This is a genomic window from Arthrobacter sp. zg-Y1219 (genome assembly GCF_030125545.1).
In the GTDB taxonomy this organism is placed as follows: Bacteria; Actinomycetota; Actinomycetes; order Actinomycetales; family Micrococcaceae; genus Arthrobacter_B.
The window spans coordinates 139,481-156,072 of sequence record NZ_JASKLY010000019.1; the positions used below are offsets into that span (position 1 = coordinate 139,481).

A 16,592-nucleotide genomic window follows, 5' to 3' on the forward strand; every position below is an offset into this window, starting at 1 on the left:
CCACACCAATTCGGCCTGGGTGTCTTCCCTGACCCAGCTCGCCGAGAAGATCGACGAGATCCTCGACCAGCTCCGCACCGTCGAGGGCAACCCCTTCCACGTTCCCGCGAGCACTCCCATCGAACTCGTGGACAATGACGATCTCGAGCCGGTTCAGAACAGTTCCCGCACCGGCATGAGCCTGGGCTGGGACCCGACGACGGCGCAGATCGTCATCGAGGCCTACCCCCTCGAGGAGGTGGATCCGGACGACGACGGCTTCCTCGCGGACGAGGACGACGCTGATCCCGCCGAAGTGCTGCGGGTGCGGATGCCGGTCGGCACTGCCCGGGCCTTCACGAAGCGCACGCGCGAGGTCGTGGGCGCCGGGCGTCCGATCTGCGTGATCTGCGGCCAGCCGATCGACGCCGACGGGCACACCTGCACCTTCCCCGAGTCCTGATGCCGGCGCCCGACCTGGTGGCCGCCGAGCTGACGCTCACCGGCCGGATCACGACGGCGTCGAACGCCACCTTCCTGGGCAGCATCGGCGGCGCTGCCGTCGTGTACAAACCGATCGCGGGCGAGCAGCCGCTGTGGGACTTTCCCGACGGGTGTCTGGCCCACCGCGAGGTGGCCGCCTACCTGGTGTCGGAGGTGCTGGGCTGGAACATCGTGCCGCGCACGTGGCTGCGGGATGGTCCGTTCGGTGAAGGCATGGTCCAGCTCTGGCAGGAGACGGACCCGGAGCAGACCGCGGTGGAGCTGGTGGCGGCGGACGAGGTGCCGGACACCGGCTGGAGAGAGGCCCTCCAGGGTCAGGACGAGAGCGGGCAGATTGTCGCCCTCATTCACGACCACGTCCTGGCCATGGGCGACAGGCACCGGTACGGCGTGGACCACGGGCTCACCTTTCACCGCGACCACAAGCTGCGGACGGTGCTGTGGGGCTGGATCGGGGATGAGTTGAGCGCCGAGGAACTCGAGGGCATCGACCGCGTTCGTGAAGAATTGGAGGGTGAGCTGGGCTCGCAGCTGGCGAAGCTGCTCACCGCCGAGGAAATTGCTTCGCTCGACGCGCGCTGCGTTCGGCTGCGTTCGGCGGGGCATTTTCCGGCTCCGAGCGGTGGGATGCCTGCGGCCGTGGCCGCTGTTCTAAGGGGATTGCGACTACGGGCTTCGAGGGCTGTTCACGTTGATGGCATGGCTCCGCTCTGCACCTGAGTCGGTCGGGCGAATTAGAGTCAGCCTATGGACGGCCACCTATGGTCACACGACCAGGAGTGCATAATCCAGGGGACGGAAAGCAAGTCGCTTAAAGCATCTTTTGATGCGACTTCAGATCAAGGATGCTAATCATTAGTCTTCTGCTTTCGTGGTAATACCAAAAATCCTGCCCAGATACAACAGCCGACAATTGCAACGACACCTAGGGTAACCACTACGCCCTGGTGAGCATCTGGGATTTTCGGCGCCAAAATTGTGATAAGTAAAGACAATGCCGCTCCTGCAACTATGCCCAAAACGCCCCACTTCCAGGGACTATTCCTACCATCGGAAGGAGGGTATAGCTTCGCATCGGCAGCCGCAACATCTGGACTGTCGACCGCACTAGCTCTACGTCGTCCTGCGATTCTGATCGCTTCAGTACCGATTCTCTCGGTTACCTTATCCGAATATGCGACTAGCGCAAACGAAGCACCGTCCAGGAATCCATCCACTCCAGTTTCAGTCTCAAGTGCGGATTCGAGCGCTTTCACGGGACCTTCACGGAGCGGTGTTTTGGTTTTCGGTGGTTGTACCCTCGGTATACCAGCCGCAGCGGTTCTTATATCTTCAGTCATTTCGACTACCCCGCTCGGACGACTCAGACAGATCGCGCAACTCTGAGCGCCGGTCATCCAGCAGCTCGGATAGAGTCGAGAATGAATGTCCCATTGCAGGATGAGCAAGATGATTTGTAAGAATTTTCAATTGTTCTTCTTGAATTTCTCGTAGCTGAGCAATACGGCTTGAGACTTCATTCTGAGAATTCTCATCGATGCACTTCTCAAGGTCATCCAGGGCGCGCTTTGATTCCCACACACTCTTGATGATTCTATATTCGTTAGCTTCTTTACGGCTTTGCTCATACCTCAGCTCCGTTTGTCTGAACTCGATCTCATGCAATCGGAGCTTGGCCTCCTGCTCAGCATTACGTCTATGGGATAGCGAGGCGGCATATCCAAATATAGAGGCGGCTAAAGCGACGCCAACTGACACTAATGCGATAATGGTCTCTGGGTAGCTCTCGAGCAGGTTGTCCACAGTCACAACTTACAGTAAAGCCCCATACAGATGCTCTTAGGCATCGAAGGCAACGCATCTGACAACTAATAGCGCCCATATTTGTCCCCGAAGGACCTTGAACCATCCAAGCAAGGCGCTTCCCCGCTCGGTCTAAAAACGACAAGTTCCACTTTTTCCTCTCCTCGAGTGGGGGAACGCAGAATGTCCTTCATCGAGATCGCCACTGCCCGAGAGTGAGCCCACCCGGCTGGTAATCTTCCGATATTGACCCGTAGGGCTCCACTGTAGGTGGGGCCCTACTTGTTTAGACCGTCAGATATACAGCCGCAGGATCGCTAACCTACTTGCAACTCAGTAACAAGGAGTGCCGCTCACAGTCGTCAGTATGAACTAGTGCCATGTCGTGGGCTGCAGAGTGAGACCTCCAGAACGCCAATACTCGACACGGTTGCCTGAGACTCGACCCAGGCCCCACCCCACCCGGCTATCGAGGAGGCCCGTTTCTCCTCTTCGAGCGGAAACCGCAGAATGTCCTTTATCGAGAACGCCGGTGCCCGCTGGGCCGAACTGCAGCGGCTCCAAGCGGCTCCCGGCTGGAAACTGACCAACGCCAAGGTCCTGACCATGGGCGAAATCCTCAAAGCGGACATAAGGCTGCGCAGCACCAGCGAAGGCCGAACCTACGAGGGCTTTCACCGCCTTCCTGAAGGACGAGCCGACCGGGAGGATCCCTTCCGCCCGCCATCCACCGGCCCGGGGTTACTTCCGCACCATCGGCGACTTGCACCGCTCAGCCAGGTCTGGCCACCCATCCCTAGTTGCCTTTGCACCGTCCCTGCCGCAAAACCCGTCCGCGCGGCACCCTGCACGCGCAAATGCCGGGTTCCCCGCCGTCGACGGCTAAAATCGACGAGGCCCGTTTGTCCTGTCCCGGTCCGGAAAGCGCAGCATGTCTTTTATCGAAAACGCGGTGGCCCACTGGGCGGAACTGCAGCGGCTCCAGGCCACGCCGGGCTGGAAACTCACCACCGCAAACGCCTGGGTGCTGGCCCTGTTCCGGGAAGCCTTCACCCGCACCCGGCCGCGGATTCCGCTCGAGGAATTCCACAAGATGGCCGACGGATTCCTGCGCCAGCTGCGCATCTCCGGCGTGAGCCTCCGCGAGGACTGGACCGGCAAGAACTACGCCGATGACTGGGTGGCCCGCCGCTTCCTGGCCCGCCCCCGCGTCGAGGGCCGGTTCGTCTACGAACTGACCGAATCCTCGGCCCGCTACCTTTCCTATCTGGACGGGTTCACCTCGGACAAAACCAGCCTGAACTCCTCCCGGCTGGCGACGCTGCTGGACCGGGTGGAAAACCTGGCCCACGAAACCAATCCGGACCCGGCAGCCCGCATCGCCGTCCTTAAAGAGGAGGTGGCCCGCCGCGAGGAGATGATCCGCGCCCTGGAGGCCGGCGACGCCCCCGCCCCGGTCGACGGCGAGACCGCCGTCGAGGCGGCGCAGGACATCCTGGACCTGGCCGCGGCACTGCCGGCGGACTTCAAGCGGATGCGCGACGGCCTGGAGAAGATGCTGCACGCCCTGCGCCAGGAAATGGTGGAATCCAACGCCGCCAAGGGCCTGACCATGGGCGAAATCCTGGAGGCGGACCGCAAGCTGCGCAACACCAGCGAAGGCCGCACCTATGAGGGCTTCACCGCCTTCCTGAACGACGCCGAACAGCAGGACCGCTTCCGGGCCGCCATCGCGGAGGTGCTGGAGCGGGACTTCGCCGAGGACCTGAGCTCCGAAGACCGGCAGGGCCTGCACCGGCTGATCAGCGACATGCGCGGCCAGGCCACCGAAATCCACCGCATCTACGGCCGGCTTTCGGAGTCCATGCACACCTACGTGCAGAGCGACGAGTACCGCGAATCGGTCCAGCTGCGCCAGCTGATCCGCACCGCGGAAACCGCCATTCACAAGGCACCGCGCAGCAAGCGGCGCACCGCCGTCGTCCCGGCACCGCTGCTGCACGGCGCGGCCTTCGAATCCCTGGGCATGGTCCACCTGTTCAACCCCGCCGACCATGCCCCGCCGCCCAAGCTGCCGGCACCGCCGTCGTTCAGCGAAGCCGACATCCACCGCTCCATCCGCACGCCCCGGGCCAACCGCCGGGCACTGCGCGACGCCGTCACCCGCGCCGCGGGATCCCGCGCCAGCGCAACGGTCGGCGAGATCTTCGCCGAACTGGCACCCGAGGACCGGCACCTGAACAGCATCCGCGCCCTGCTCTCGGCGGCGCTGGCGGCCGGCTCCGCGGACTTCGGCCCGGAATCCACCGCGGAGCGCACCGCCGCCGGACTGGCCGCATCGCCCGAATCCATCACCTTCACCCAGATCGACGGCAGCGAACGCACCGCGCTGCTGCCCGCCGTCGCCGTCGCGAAAGCCCCCACCCATGAGTGAAACCAGCCTCGAATTCACGAGCGCCACCGATGCCGCAGAGAACACCTCTCCCGACGGCGATTACGACGCAGCGCCCGCAGCCCGGAACGTCCTCGTGGACGGCCCCGAACTGTTCCCCGGCGACACCGGAACCCTGCCGCTGAAGCTGCGCCAGGCCCTGATCCGGCTGCTGCGCGGCCCGTACCTGGACGCGACCAGCTCCGACAACGTCTACAACACCGTGGTGGACAACCAGGCCGAGCTGCGGACCCGGCTCAGCGAACTGTTCCTGACCCTGGTCATCGACGAGGACCGCAAGGTCGCCCTGCTGCGCCCGGTGGACATGCCCGAACCGCACACCGCAGTGCTGCAGCGCCAGCGCGAAATGACCCGCGAGGAAACGCTGCTGCTGCTGCGCATGCGCCTGCTGCTGGACCGGCACGCCGGCACCGGCAACGACGCGGTGATTGCCCGCAGCGACATCCTGGAAATCATCGAGGGCTACGTCGACCCCGGCCAGCGCGACGCCAAATCCGTCGAAGACGTGGCCGACGCCGCCATCCGCAAACTGGTGCAGGAACGCCGGCTGCTGCTGCCCACCGAGGTCGATCACGTCTGGGTCATTTCCGGTGCCCTGCCGCTGGCCCTGCCCTATGAACACATCGGCGACATCGTCACCTTCATGCAGGCCCTGACCGACGCCTCCGGCGAACTTCCCGACCCCGAACTGCCGGAACCGGCCACAGCCAACGACGGCGAGGACATCGCGTGAGCATTGAAACCACCCTTCCCATGGGCGACCTGATCAACCCCGGCCAGAACCGGCTCTCCTCCGTGCAGGTCGTGAACTGGGGAACCTTCGACGGCGCGCACACCATCTACGTGGACCGCGCCGGCACCCTGCTCACCGGCGACTCCGGCGTGGGCAAGTCCACCATCTTCGACGCGATGCTCCAGGTCATGGACGCCCGGCCGAAAATGAACGAGGCGGCGCAGAACAACGGCGGCGGCCTGGCCGAGGAAAAGCGCACCGCGTTCTCCTACATGCGCGGCCGCCTGGGCACCCAGGGGTCCGGGAACGGAACAGGGCCCGACGACGGCGGCGCGGCCGGCGACGGCACCACCTACCAGCGGCCCGGCGCCACCTGGTCCGCGATCTGCCTGACCTTCGACAACGGACTGGGGCAGATCACCTCGCTCTCCGTGCTGATGGACCTGCCCGCCAACGGCACCGAACACCACGTGGGCCGCTTTTACGCCGTGCACAACCGGCCGCTGGACATCGGCACGCTGGAAACCGAAATGCGCGGCCGGTTCACCAAGGGCAGCCTCGAAACGCTGCTGCCCGGCGCCGGCATCTTCGATTCGCACAAGATGTTCGCCGAGCGCTTCCGCACCGCGCTGGGTGTGGAGGACGAGAAGGCCTTCGGCCTGCTGCGCATCCTGCAGACCGGCAAGGGCCTGGGCGGAACCGTCAACGACTTCTTCCGCACCAATGTGCTGGACACGCCCAAGACGCTGGCCGCCGCCGATGAGGCGGTGGAGGACTTCAGCCACCTGCGCAGCATCCGCCGGCAGCTTGAACGCGCCCGCCAGCAGCGCGACCACCTCGCCGACGTGCCGGAGCTGCACCGGCTCCACACCACCACCGACGCCGAGCTGCGCCACAACCGCGCCCTCACGAAGGAGGGGCTGCCCGCCTACCGGCAGCGCCTGACCCTGGCCAGCCACGAGCGCGACGTCGCCCGGCTCACCGCGCAGGAGGAAGCCGGAGCCCGGGAGCTGGCCGCCGCGGAAATCCGCCGGAACGACCTGAAGAAGAAGGTCGACGCCCTCGCCGCCCGGTACAGCGAGGAGGGCGGCGGCACCATCGCGACGCTCGAGCGCGAGCTGGCCGCCGCCGTCGTGCAGCTGAACGCCCGCGTCGCGCTGGAGGAAGCCGCACGCGGTGAACTGGCCGCAGCCGGCATCGAGGTGGACTTCTCCCCCGCCGGGCTGGTCACGGCCCGCAGCCGCGCCGCCGAGCTGGTGAAGTCCCTGACCCTGGAGGTGGAGGCCGCCCGCGAGCGCAGCAGCGATGCGCACGGCCAGGCCTGGCAGCTCAAGGGAGCCATCGCCAAGCTGGAAAACGACATCGGCAGCTTCCGGCGCCGGACCTCGAACATCCGGCAGGAGTCCCTGGACCAGCGCGCCCGGATCTGCGCTGCCACCGGCCTGGACGAGGCCGATCTGCCCTTCGCCGCGGAACTGATCGACCTGGAACCGGACCAGCAGCAGTGGCGCCCGGCTGCGGAGCGCACGCTGCGCTCCCTGGCCACCGCGCTGCTGGTGCCCGGCGAGCACATGCGCGCGGTCACCCGCTACCTCTCCGAGACCAACCTGAACGGGTTCCTGCGCTGCATCGACGTCAGCGTTCCGGTGGACGGACCGGCCGAACCCGGGCCGCGGGACCTGATCACCAAGCTGATCACCCAGGATTCCGAAATGGGCCGCTGGGTGGCACGCAAGATTACCGCCCACTACGACTTTGTCTGCGTGGAGGATCCCGATGAGCTCGCCGGGCTCTCCCGCGGCGTGAGCCTCGGCGGCGCGGTCAAGCGCAACTCCTCCACCACGGAGAAGGATGACCGGCATGCCAAGGCCTCGGACAACGTCCTGGGCTTTGACAACAAGGACACCGTCGCGGCGCTGGGCAACGACCTCCTGGCTCTGCGGGACCGGTTCGCGGAGGCCGACACCCGGTCGCAGGCCCAGGCCCAGCAGCAGGCGGAACTGGTCAGCCGGCTCACCGCCGTCCGCCGCGTGGCCGCCGACACCCGCTCCTGGGAGGAGCTGTCCGCCTCCGCGCAGCGCGACGCCGTTGCCGCCGCCACCGACGCCCTCGACGCCGCCCGGGACGCCAACACGGACCTGGACCAGATCCGCTTCGACCTGGACACCGCGGAGCTGGACTCCACAGCGGCGATCGAGAAGATCGGCGTGCTCAAGGGCGATCTGGCCCGCACCCGGGAACAGCTCGCGGCAGCCACCGGCCGCCGCGACACCCTGGCGGCCAAGGCCCTGGCCGCCCTGGACGCCGGACTGCAGAGCGCCCTGGAGGAATTGTTCGCCCCCTTCGGCGAGATCACCGACGCCGTCCGCCTGCAGGAGGCCGCCGCCGAGGTGGAACGCGCCCTGCTCACCGAGGGCGCCCGGCTGGAAAAGACGCTGCTGGAAACCCGCAACCGGCTCGAGCGGACCTTCGAGACGTTCACCGACAAGTGGGGCTCGGACTTCGGCACCTCGGCGGACGCCGCCGGAGCCTATGCCGAGCGGTTCGAGAGCATCGTCTCCGAGGGCCTGCCGCAGCACGAAACCGAGTTCCGGGAATACTTCAACAACCGCACCTACGAGCGGTTCAGCGACCTGCTGGCCCTGCTCGACGAGGAACGGCGCGGCATCTCCTCGCGCCTGCTGCCGCTGAACTCGGTGCTGCAGCGGGTGGAATACCACGTGGACAGCCACCTCGAGATCGAGGTCAAGACCACGGTGCCCGACGCCGCGCACAAGTTCCGCACCGAACTGAAGAACGCGCTGCCGATGATGGGCCTGCGGCAGAACAAGGCGGACATGGACGCCCGGTACTCGGCGCTGGAGGCGCTGGTGGACCGGCTGAAGGATCCGGAGGAACGCCGCTGGCGGGCCGAGGTCCTCGATGTGCGCTCCCACGTGACCATCACCTGCACGCACCGCCTGGCCAACGGGCAGGCGTTCACCAACCTGCAGGCGTCGCTGATGTCCGGCGGCGAGGGCCAGCGCTTCACCGCGTTCATCATGGCCTCGGCCCTGGCCTACCAGCTGGGCATCGTCTCGCAGGGTTTCAGCACCTACGGCACGGTGATGATGGACGAGGCGTTCGTGAAGTCGTCGCTGTCCTTTGCTGAGGCGTCCATCAATGCGCTGCACGAGTTCGGCTTCCAGCTGCTGCTCGCCGCCCCCGAGGACAAGGTGGACCTCTCCCGCTTCCTGGGCTCGGTCACCGAAATCCTGCGCGACGACGCCGCCAACCGCTCCGGCGTGCTGGAACGGGACACGCGGCGCGGGTCCGGCTCGCAGCCGGTGAACATCCTGCTGCGGTAGGAATTGCTGCGCTGAGAAAGCGGTGGCGCGCCGGCGCCCGGCACAGGACACTGGTGGAGTGTTAAGAATCCTGGAGACCTGGCGCCGGCAGCTGATCGGCACGTTCAGCAACAACGCCGCCGAAATTCCGCAGTGGGAACTGGATCTGGCAAAGGGTGAAGACACCGGGTTCTACGGTCCGGAGTCCGCCGTCTGGGCGGTGCACGGGTCGATGACGCCGATCATCGCCGGCATCCGCGCCCTGCTGCTGCAGGCCCTGCATCCAGGCGCCATGGCCGGGGTCCACGACTTCTCCGACTACAAGGAGGATCCGCTGGGCCGGCTGGCCGGCACCATCCGCTGGATCTTCACCGTCACCTACGGGGATACCGCTGCGGCGAAGTCCGGTTCCGACTGGGTGCTGCGGCTGCACGAACGGGTCCACGGCACCTACGAGGACGCCGCCGGCGTCGAACGGCTCTACTCGGCGAATGATCCGGAGATTGCGCGCTGGGTGCACCTGGCCTTCACCGATGCGTTCCTCAGCTCGCATCAGCGCTTCGGCGGCCCGATTCCCGGCGGCCCGGACGCTTACGTCTCCGAATGGGCGGTGGCCGGGGAACTGATGCGCATCGGCAATCCGCCGCGGTCCGAGGCCGAGCTGCGGGCACAGCTGGCGGCGTACGACGGCGAACTGCGGCACAGCGACTATGTCCGGGAGGCGGTGGGCTTCCTGCGCCGGCCGCCGCTGCCGCGGTCCCAGCTGGCCGGCTACCGGGTCCTGTTCGCCGGCGCCGTCGCGTCGCTGGAACCCCGGCACCGGGAAATGCTGGGCTTGAAGGAGCCGCGGCTGGGTCCCTTCCCGGTGCCGGTGGGGCTGCCGGTGAAACTAGTGCTGGGCGTGATCCGGCTGGGACTGGGCCCGCAGGGACCGAGCGAGCGGTCCGCCCGCGAGCGGATCAGGCGTCTTTCCGCCGCACAGTAGGGTCTGCCGCGCGGTCAGAATTGCCCGGCGGTGGGCCTGCAGGCCGTCGGAGTTCCGGTCGTCCGTGGGCCGGCCATCGGTGTTCTAAGCAGGCCCCCGTCCGTGCCGCCCAAGGTGATCAGCTCGGTCCGCAGCAGAGCCTGCGCCGCCAAACACCTCAGCGACCTCCGTCGTCGTGCTCGCACCTTCGCAATAAGAGGTCAACCGCGACCTTCGCCAATACACCGAAGGCTGATTTTCCTTGTAGATGCATTCAACGTCGGTTTTACTGTTCGCACACGCACAGGAGGCACTCAGAAATGACGAGCTCAAACGCTGCAGCTGAATCACGCATCAGATCACGGAACAGAGACATGCTGTCGGGTGAGGCGATCACCGAGGCCGGGCTGACCGATTGGCGCAAGTTGGCCCAAGGACTGCACGCCCGCTATCTGGTCGATGACTTCGGCACAGGTGCACGGTTCGTGACCGCGGTAGGTGAGGCAGGCGATGCGCTTGGACACTACCCGAGCGTGTCGATCGGCAAGGGGTACGTCGACCTCAAAGTGGTCAGCTCTGACGCTGTCTACCGCGACGGCGAAGGCACCGAACACATCGTCGAATGGGTCACCCGGCAGGATATCGATCTGGCCAGACTGATCACCGGGATCGCCGCCGACCACCGGATCGACGCCGAACCGGCCTCGGTCAGCGTCCTCGAACTCGGCCTCGACACCGCAAACTCCGCGACGATCGCCCCGGTGTGGGCAGCCCTGCTGACAGGCAACGCAGACGCCCAGGGCTACGGGTCGCCCAGCGACGAGATCCGGGACGCCACGGGGCGGGTACCAAACCTGTGGTTCGGCGACGCCAACGAGCACGAGAGTCAGCGGTTCCACGTCGAGGTCTACGTGGCGCCCGAGGTGGCCGGGCAACGAATTAACGCCGCCGTCGCCGCAGGGGGAACCGTCGTGGATGACACCGGTTCGCCGTCGCTCACGGTGATTGCCGACCAGGACGGCAACACTGCGGTCCTGTGCGTCGCCGAGATGCCTGCGGCGGAGGCTGAATCTTGACCTTCTCGAACTCGCAACAGGACGGACATGGCGATGCCGCACGTGATCAAACCGCTTACTCCGGAGACCTTTCCGGCATGGCTTGCACTCGCGCAGAAACACAACGGGGTCTGGGGCGGGTGCTACTGCTCGTATTTCCACGGCGACACGGAGGGAACCGTCAAAAGCGAGTACGACGGGCCGACCTTCAAGCAGCGACTCGTGGCGGAAGGCGCAGCACACGCCGCACTCGTCTTCGACGGCGACGAGGCAGTCGCATGGTGCCAGTACGGCAGCCCGCTCGAGCTGCCGGGGATCTACCACCGCAAGGAGTACGACGCCGGCGAGACCCAGCCAGCGCAGTGGCGGATCACCTGCTTCTTCGTCGACCGCGACCATCGACGTTCCGGTGTGGCACGGGAGGCACTGGACGGCGCGCTCGAGCTGATCGCACAGGCAGGCGGAGGTGAGGTGATCTCATTCCCCAACGAACTCACCCCCGGCAAGAGAACATCATCCTCGTTCCTTCATAACGGCACTCGGGCCATGTTCGAGAAGGCGGGATTCACGTTCGAGCGCCACATCGGCAAGAGCAAGACAGTGATGCGTAAGACCGTTAGACCGGCCCTGCGGCTGACCCCGGATTGAACCTACGCCCGTCCGGCAGCCACCGCCACCAGCTCGGCCGCGACTCCGGTCAACCGCCGCGGACCGGACCAAATGGCAGTCAGGGGTCGGCTGATTCCCTCTCCTTCGAAGGGGACCCGAAGCAGCTCACCGCTGGCAAGCTGGTCGCGCACCACCAGCTCACTCAACACAGCAGGACCGGCTCCGGCAGCGACAGCAACCCGCACCGCAGTATTGCTGCTGAGCACCTGGGCCGGCTCGACGACGTCGTACCCGGCAAGCACTTCCTGCAGCGCCTCGCGGGTACCAGACCCGGGTTCCCGAACCACCAGTGGGATTTCCGCCAGTTCCTGCAAACTGATCCGGGTCCGGTTGGCCCATTCGTGGTTCGGATCAACAACCACCACCAGTTCGTCCTCACGGACCACCAGGGCATTCACTCGAACCGGCAGATTCGGAGTCTCCACAAACCCCAGCTGGAGGGTGCCCCGCTGCACCTCCTCGATGACAGCCGCCGAGTTCTCCACCCGCACGTCAATACGGGCATGCGGCAGCCGACGCTTCAGTTCGGCAAGCCAGGCCGGCAACAGCATGTCCGCGATGGTGAGGCTGGCACCCACACTCAGTTCCATCGTCTCGCCGCTTCGGCCGGTACGCACCACACTGTTGAAGCGCCGCGCAGCCTCCAACAGTTCTCGGGCCGAGTCCGCCAGCAGGAGTCCCATTGCAGTGGGTGCCGAACCGCGCGGGCTGCGTTCAAGCAGGGGAGTCTTCAGATCCGCTTCCAATTCCGCAATAGACCGGCTCGCATTGGACTGGGCCATGCCCAGTTTCCGCGCCCCGGAAGCCACGCTGCCCTCGTCCACCACGGCAACGAACAGTTCCAGCACCTGAAGGTTCGGCCACGCATGAGCCATATCAAAAGCATATAAACCCATGCCGGATTGCAGGCTACCGGACGGTCGGATCCGGTGGGAGCATCGAAAATAGTGGGCGCAGCCTGGGCCTCACGGGCGGACATCGACCCCTGGCAACCATCGCCACACGGGCGGACATCGCCGTTGAAGGCCTGCAGAGCGCGCCGAACCGCGAACCCTGACACTTCACCGGAAGGAACTATGCGCAAGAGCATCCTCGCCCTGGTTATGTCCGGGCTGCTGGCCACCGGCAGCGTGGTCTCCTGTGCGGGTCCGGAACCCACGGAAGGGACCGCCTCACCGGAAACAACAGCCAGCGCACCGGCAGCAACCGCTCTCCCGACCGACCGCGTGGATCAGGTGGCTCCAGCGGACGCCAGGGCCATCACCGATCCCGCGGATCCGCAGGCGACACTGGTTCTGTTCACCGACTACCAGTGTCCGTACTGCGCCATGATGGATCCCCTGATCCAGCAGGCCAAGAATGATTACGGGGACCAGGTCCGCATCCTCGTCCGCAACTACCCGCTCCCCAAGCACCAGAATGCCGAGACCTCGGCCCGGGCGGTGGAGGCAGCGGCTGAACAGGATGCGCTGGAAGAGATGGCCGCGGCCGTATTCGAGCATCAGGAGGAGTGGAAGAACCAGACGGATGTGGAGGACCTCTTCGTCTCCTACGCCGGGGACCTGGGCCTGGACACGGAGAAGTTCCGCGCCGACTACAACTCCGACGCGATCAAGGACCGGGTGGCCAGGGACCTGCAGGATTCCCAGGACCTCCAGCTGCCGGGTACTCCGTCACTGGTGCTCGACAACCAGGTCCTCGCACTGGATTCCGTGGACTACAGCGCCATCCAGGAACAGCTGGACAAGGCCCTGAACAACTAGGCTCCCAGTACCTTTTCGCAGGTCCATGCTGCAGGATGTGGGCCGCTCTGCAAATCCTCCGGCGCCGCCCGCTGGCCCGGCTGAAAAGCCGGCGAAGTCCGCCGCAGCAAGGTGTGATGGAAAGCATACTGACCATTGGTGTCTTCGGTGCGGGCGCTGCGGAGATCTTGGGATAAAAAGGGTGAATGACTATCGAAGCCGGGCTCGCCCGTCCCGCCTGGCGCCGCCTCTTTGGGGTTCCGCTCCTCATTTCCGTGGCGTTTACCGTCCTCATGCTCATTGTTGCCTTCGTGGCGGACCTGCCCGTGCGGGACCCCGAAGGCTTCCTGGGTCCCAGCTATGTGCGGCTGCCGCTGATGGTGCTGCTGATGATCGCCGCCGACGTCGTACCCCGCGTCCTGGCCCGGCGACGTGAGCTGGGAGGGATGAGAGCCGCCGCGTCCGATGTGCTGCGGACGCGGTGGTCCGCCCCCCGGCTGGCCGTGGCAGTGGCGGGACTGATCACGTTCTACCTCGCCTACATGTCCTACCGGAACCTCAAAAGCTTCCTGCCTTTCCTGCAGCAGCACCTGACGGACGCCTTGCTGGAGGACTCGGACAAATGGCTGGCCGGCGGCAGCTACCCCGCTGATGTCCTGCAGAGCCTGCTGGGCACCGGCTTCAGCGCGGAGTTGCTCTCCGGCGTCTACATGCTTTTCATGGTCTTCGTTCCCGTCTCCCTCGCCGCAGCGCTGGTGTGGTCCGATAACCTGCAGCGCGGCGCCTGGTACGCCACCGCCCTGTCCTTTAACTGGATTCTGGGTACCTTCAGCTACTACGCCCTGCCGTCCCTGGGGCCGATCTACCACGACGCCGCGCCGTTCAGCGACCTGCCCGAAACCGCCGTCTCGGGCCTGCAGGACACCCTGTACGAGAACCGGCTCGAGGTGCTGGCCGATCCGTTCGCCACGGACTCCGTCCACGGCATCGCGGCCTTCGCTTCCCTGCACACCTCGATCGTCTTTACGGCGGCACTGGTGGCGCACCTGACCCACCTGCCCAGGGCGGCCCGCTGGATCATGTGGGTCTACGTTGTCCTGACCACGCTGGCCACGGTCTACTTCGGCTGGCACTACGTTTTGGACGTGGTCGCCGGGCTGGCCCTCGGCGCCGTGTCGGTGTGGCTGGCCGCCAAGGCTGTGGGAGTCGGGTCTGCGGAGAAGGTTGCAGTGCCCGACGTCGAGCCGGAGCTTGCCTCGACCCTGCGGTAGGCTGCCTCCCGGGGGCCGCCGGAGCATCCCGCTCAAGCCGGCTCTGGTAACCCTCCTGAGCATCTTTGCGGTCATCGCCCTGGTCGCCGGCTACAGGGTGGCCGTCTACACCGCCACCCGCCGGGCCGCCGCCGACTCGCGGACCGCGGGCTTCGTCGTCGGACGTCTCGTACTTGCCTGTCCGCAGCGTCGGACCCGTGCCCGCAGAGATCAGTGAAGAAGACTATGCGGCCTTCTGGGACGAACCCGCCTTGAACACCCCGGAGGACTTCCTTGCACTGCTGGGCGTCGTCAACCAGGGCTGGAAGGCGCGAAGAGGGCGGTCTACGAGGACTTGGCCCAGTTGTCGAGGCAGACCTGCTGCGGCGATGTGGGCGGCGCCTCGTACCTGGCCATGCTGTTCCACCCGGACGCTTATGAGTCCGGTGTCTATTAGTGCTGCAAGTAGGGCGTGCGGTTTCGTAGCCGGCGCAGATCCGTACCGGCCAAGAGCAGCCCCCGCCCGCCAGTTGCCGCAGACAAAGAGAAACACCCCGGTCCGAAGACCGGGGTGTTTCCCTATTGCGGAGGATGGGGGATTTGAACCCCCGAGGGCGTTAACCCAACACGCGTTCCAGGCGTGCGCCATAGGCCGCTAGGCGAATCCTCCAGGCATTGCTCCGTAAGAAGCAGATATAAGACTACCCGATGCAGGGCTAATCCAACGAATCGGGAGATTGGGGGTTCGTTTCGCCAGGCAGCAGCAGCCCTCCTGCCCAGCAGCCGAAACACCAGATTAACCACGACGATGGCGGCCGGAAGTAGGTGGCGGCAGCCGGGCTCAGAAAGGCTATCGGAACGGATAGCAGGAACACTGCAGGGGCCACCGCCACGCGGGTCCGGGCATACGCCAGAAGTTGGGGTTGGACGTCGTCCTGGAACCCCGGTAGCCGGCACAGATCCACATTGACGTATTGGCTACCCCGATGAGCCCCCATATCGCGGCGCAGGTGACGACACCGAGCACCCGATCACCGTAGAAGGCAATCATGTCCGCGGCATAGCCGATCAGAGCGACAAACAGGAGCAGTGTCAGGTTCAGCCGCTGGAGGCCCACGGTAAAGCCGGACAGCAGCCGGAACAGGCGGTGATGGCTGAGCCAGTAGGCACCGTCACCACAAAGGACAGCAGGTAGGCTGCGGATTCCGGAAGCTGCTCGACGACGGCGGGGCCCAGGTCATCGCCCCGCACCTGCGGAACCTTGATGTCCACCGCCAGCAGGTCATGGCAATGGCAAAGACCGCATCACTGAAGAATGCGGTGCACTCAACGTCCGGCCCGGAGTTAACCCGTTGAGCGAAGGCCTGGTTCATGCTCATGCGGGACACACAGTCCAGCGTGATGGACTGCACGCCGGGCGTCACTAGTTCAACGGCCTCCCCTCCCCGCGAGATGGCAGTAAGTGCTCTTCCCAGCCTCCAGACGGGCACTTACTGCCAGTTCGGTGCGCGAACGTGCTCAATCTCTCGCGAGATGGCTGTAAGTGCTGTTCCCGGGGCCGGGACGTGCAGTTTCTGCCATCCCGGCACAAAGAGAACCAGGGCCCGGGAGGGTGCCGGCGGGGCTGGAACACACAGGTTAAACAAGTAGGGCTTAAACAAGTAAGGCCCCGCCAAGGGCGGGGCCTTACTCTCTGAACAACCGGTGTCTTTCAACCGTAAATATTGTCCGGCGGTGACCTACTCTCCCACATCCTCCCGGATGCAGTACCATCGGCGCTGTGGGTCTTAGCTTCCGGGTTCGGAATGGGACCGGGCGTTTCCCCCACGCTATGACCGCCGTAACCCTTCCACCCGCACCACCCATAAACAAACCTGGATGAGGGGAAATCAATGGTCACAACACAACACACCATCAAAAACGACGTGTTGCAATAGCGAAGTTATAACTGTAATTATACGGCACCCACCCCGTATGAAGGGTGTGGCGGTGCCGGTTCCACGGGTGACAAACCTCACGGGTTTGTTATCCGGGAACCACATAGTGGACGCAAGCAGCATGATCAACACAACCCTTTATACTTTGGAGAACCGTTTGAAGTCGTGTTCTCCCAGA

General features: G+C 65.2%; 12 protein-coding genes, 1 tRNA gene, 1 rRNA gene and 2 pseudogenes. 10 read left to right on the plus strand and 6 right to left on the minus strand.

Translation table 11 applies throughout. The features are described 5' to 3' along the window. Positions 1-37: 37 nt before the first annotated feature. Both QNO00_RS15005 and QNO00_RS15010 read left to right on the plus strand, forming a co-directional pair. Positions 38-442, plus strand: a pseudogene (locus QNO00_RS15005) (DUF3090 family protein); the annotation flags it as partial. After that, a pseudogene (locus tag QNO00_RS15010) lies at positions 442-1,138 on the plus strand (SCO1664 family protein). The pseudogenes QNO00_RS15005 and QNO00_RS15010, both read left to right, overlap by 1 nt. A 193-nt stretch (positions 1,139-1,331) precedes the next feature. Here the strand turns inward: QNO00_RS15010 and QNO00_RS15015 are convergent. Next, positions 1,332-1,823, minus strand: coding sequence for a hypothetical protein (locus QNO00_RS15015; RefSeq protein WP_284025074.1), 492 nt, complete (start codon positions 1,821-1,823; stop codon positions 1,332-1,334). Next, entirely contained in the window at positions 1,816-2,286 is a 471-nt protein-coding gene (locus QNO00_RS15020) for a hypothetical protein (RefSeq protein WP_284025075.1), read from the minus strand. Before QNO00_RS15020 ends, QNO00_RS15015 begins: the two co-directional genes overlap by 8 nt. 931 nt (positions 2,287-3,217) lie before the next feature. Here QNO00_RS15020 and QNO00_RS15025 point away from each other — a divergent pair. From QNO00_RS15025 to QNO00_RS15050, 6 genes are all read left to right on the plus strand, one after another. Beyond that, positions 3,218-4,720 (plus strand): DUF3375 family protein, encoded by a 1,503-nt coding sequence (locus tag QNO00_RS15025; RefSeq protein WP_284025076.1) that lies wholly within the window; start codon positions 3,218-3,220, stop codon positions 4,718-4,720. Continuing rightward, on the plus strand, positions 4,713-5,471 hold the full coding sequence (locus QNO00_RS15030) for a DUF4194 domain-containing protein (protein ID WP_284025077.1): 759 nt from the start codon (positions 4,713-4,715) through the stop codon (positions 5,469-5,471). The genes QNO00_RS15025 and QNO00_RS15030 overlap by 8 nt, the downstream gene beginning before the upstream one ends. Continuing rightward, positions 5,468-8,818, plus strand: a complete 3,351-nt coding sequence (locus QNO00_RS15035; protein ID WP_284025078.1) for an ATP-binding protein — start codon at positions 5,468-5,470, stop codon at positions 8,816-8,818. Before QNO00_RS15030 ends, QNO00_RS15035 begins: the two co-directional genes overlap by 4 nt. A 58-nt stretch (positions 8,819-8,876) precedes the next feature. Next, entirely contained in the window at positions 8,877-9,782 is a 906-nt protein-coding gene (locus QNO00_RS15040; RefSeq protein ID WP_284025079.1) for an oxygenase MpaB family protein, read from the plus strand. Positions 9,783-10,081: 299 nt separating this feature from the next. Further along, positions 10,082-10,837 carry a VOC family protein gene (locus QNO00_RS15045; RefSeq protein WP_284025080.1) on the plus strand — a complete coding sequence of 252 codons (756 nt, stop codon included), beginning with the start codon at positions 10,082-10,084 and terminating at the stop codon, positions 10,835-10,837. Between the two features lie 27 nt (positions 10,838-10,864). Further along, entirely contained in the window at positions 10,865-11,464 is a 600-nt protein-coding gene (locus QNO00_RS15050) for a GNAT family N-acetyltransferase (protein WP_284025081.1), read from the plus strand. Positions 11,465-11,466: 2 nt separating this feature from the next. Here the strand turns inward: QNO00_RS15050 and QNO00_RS15055 are convergent, their stop codons facing one another. After that, positions 11,467-12,360, minus strand: coding sequence for a LysR family transcriptional regulator (locus QNO00_RS15055; RefSeq protein WP_284025082.1), 894 nt, complete (start codon positions 12,358-12,360; stop codon positions 11,467-11,469). A 201-nt stretch (positions 12,361-12,561) separates the two neighbouring features. On the opposite strand from QNO00_RS15055, the gene QNO00_RS15060 reads away from it, so the two are divergent. Next, entirely contained in the window at positions 12,562-13,248 is a 687-nt protein-coding gene (locus QNO00_RS15060) for a DsbA family protein (protein ID WP_284025083.1), read from the plus strand. 185 nt (positions 13,249-13,433) lie between these two features. Further along, positions 13,434-14,498 (plus strand): phosphatase PAP2 family protein, encoded by a 1,065-nt coding sequence (locus tag QNO00_RS15065; protein ID WP_284025084.1) that lies wholly within the window; start codon positions 13,434-13,436, stop codon positions 14,496-14,498. A 564-nt stretch (positions 14,499-15,062) separates the two neighbouring features. Here the strand turns inward: QNO00_RS15065 and QNO00_RS15070 are convergent. The 3 genes from QNO00_RS15070 to rrf form a co-directional block, all read right to left on the minus strand. Beyond that, positions 15,063-15,147: transfer RNA gene (locus QNO00_RS15070), tRNA-Ser, on the minus strand. 428 nt (positions 15,148-15,575) lie between these two features. Next, entirely contained in the window at positions 15,576-15,749 is a 174-nt protein-coding gene (locus tag QNO00_RS15075) for a TMEM175 family protein (protein ID WP_284025085.1), read from the minus strand. A 454-nt stretch (positions 15,750-16,203) separates the two neighbouring features. Then, a 5S ribosomal RNA gene (rrf, locus tag QNO00_RS15080) occupies positions 16,204-16,320 on the minus strand. Positions 16,321-16,592: the final 272 nt, after the last annotated feature.

Coding starts and splice junctions, on each gene's coding strand:
- QNO00_RS15015 (WP_284025074.1), bottom strand. CDS start 1,823: ATGACTGAAGATATAAGAACCGCTGCGGCTGGTATACCGAGGGTACAA.
- QNO00_RS15030 (WP_284025077.1), top strand. CDS start 4,713: ATGAGTGAAACCAGCCTCGAATTCACGAGCGCCACCGATGCCGCAGAG.
- QNO00_RS15045 (WP_284025080.1), top strand. CDS start 10,082: ATGACGAGCTCAAACGCTGCAGCTGAATCACGCATCAGATCACGGAAC.
- QNO00_RS15025 (WP_284025076.1), top strand. CDS start 3,218: ATGTCTTTTATCGAAAACGCGGTGGCCCACTGGGCGGAACTGCAGCGG.
- QNO00_RS15055 (WP_284025082.1), bottom strand. CDS start 12,360: ATGGCTCATGCGTGGCCGAACCTTCAGGTGCTGGAACTGTTCGTTGCC.
- QNO00_RS15060 (WP_284025083.1), top strand. CDS start 12,562: ATGCGCAAGAGCATCCTCGCCCTGGTTATGTCCGGGCTGCTGGCCACC.
- QNO00_RS15050 (WP_284025081.1), top strand. CDS start 10,865: ATGGCGATGCCGCACGTGATCAAACCGCTTACTCCGGAGACCTTTCCG.
- QNO00_RS15065 (WP_284025084.1), top strand. CDS start 13,434: ATGACTATCGAAGCCGGGCTCGCCCGTCCCGCCTGGCGCCGCCTCTTT.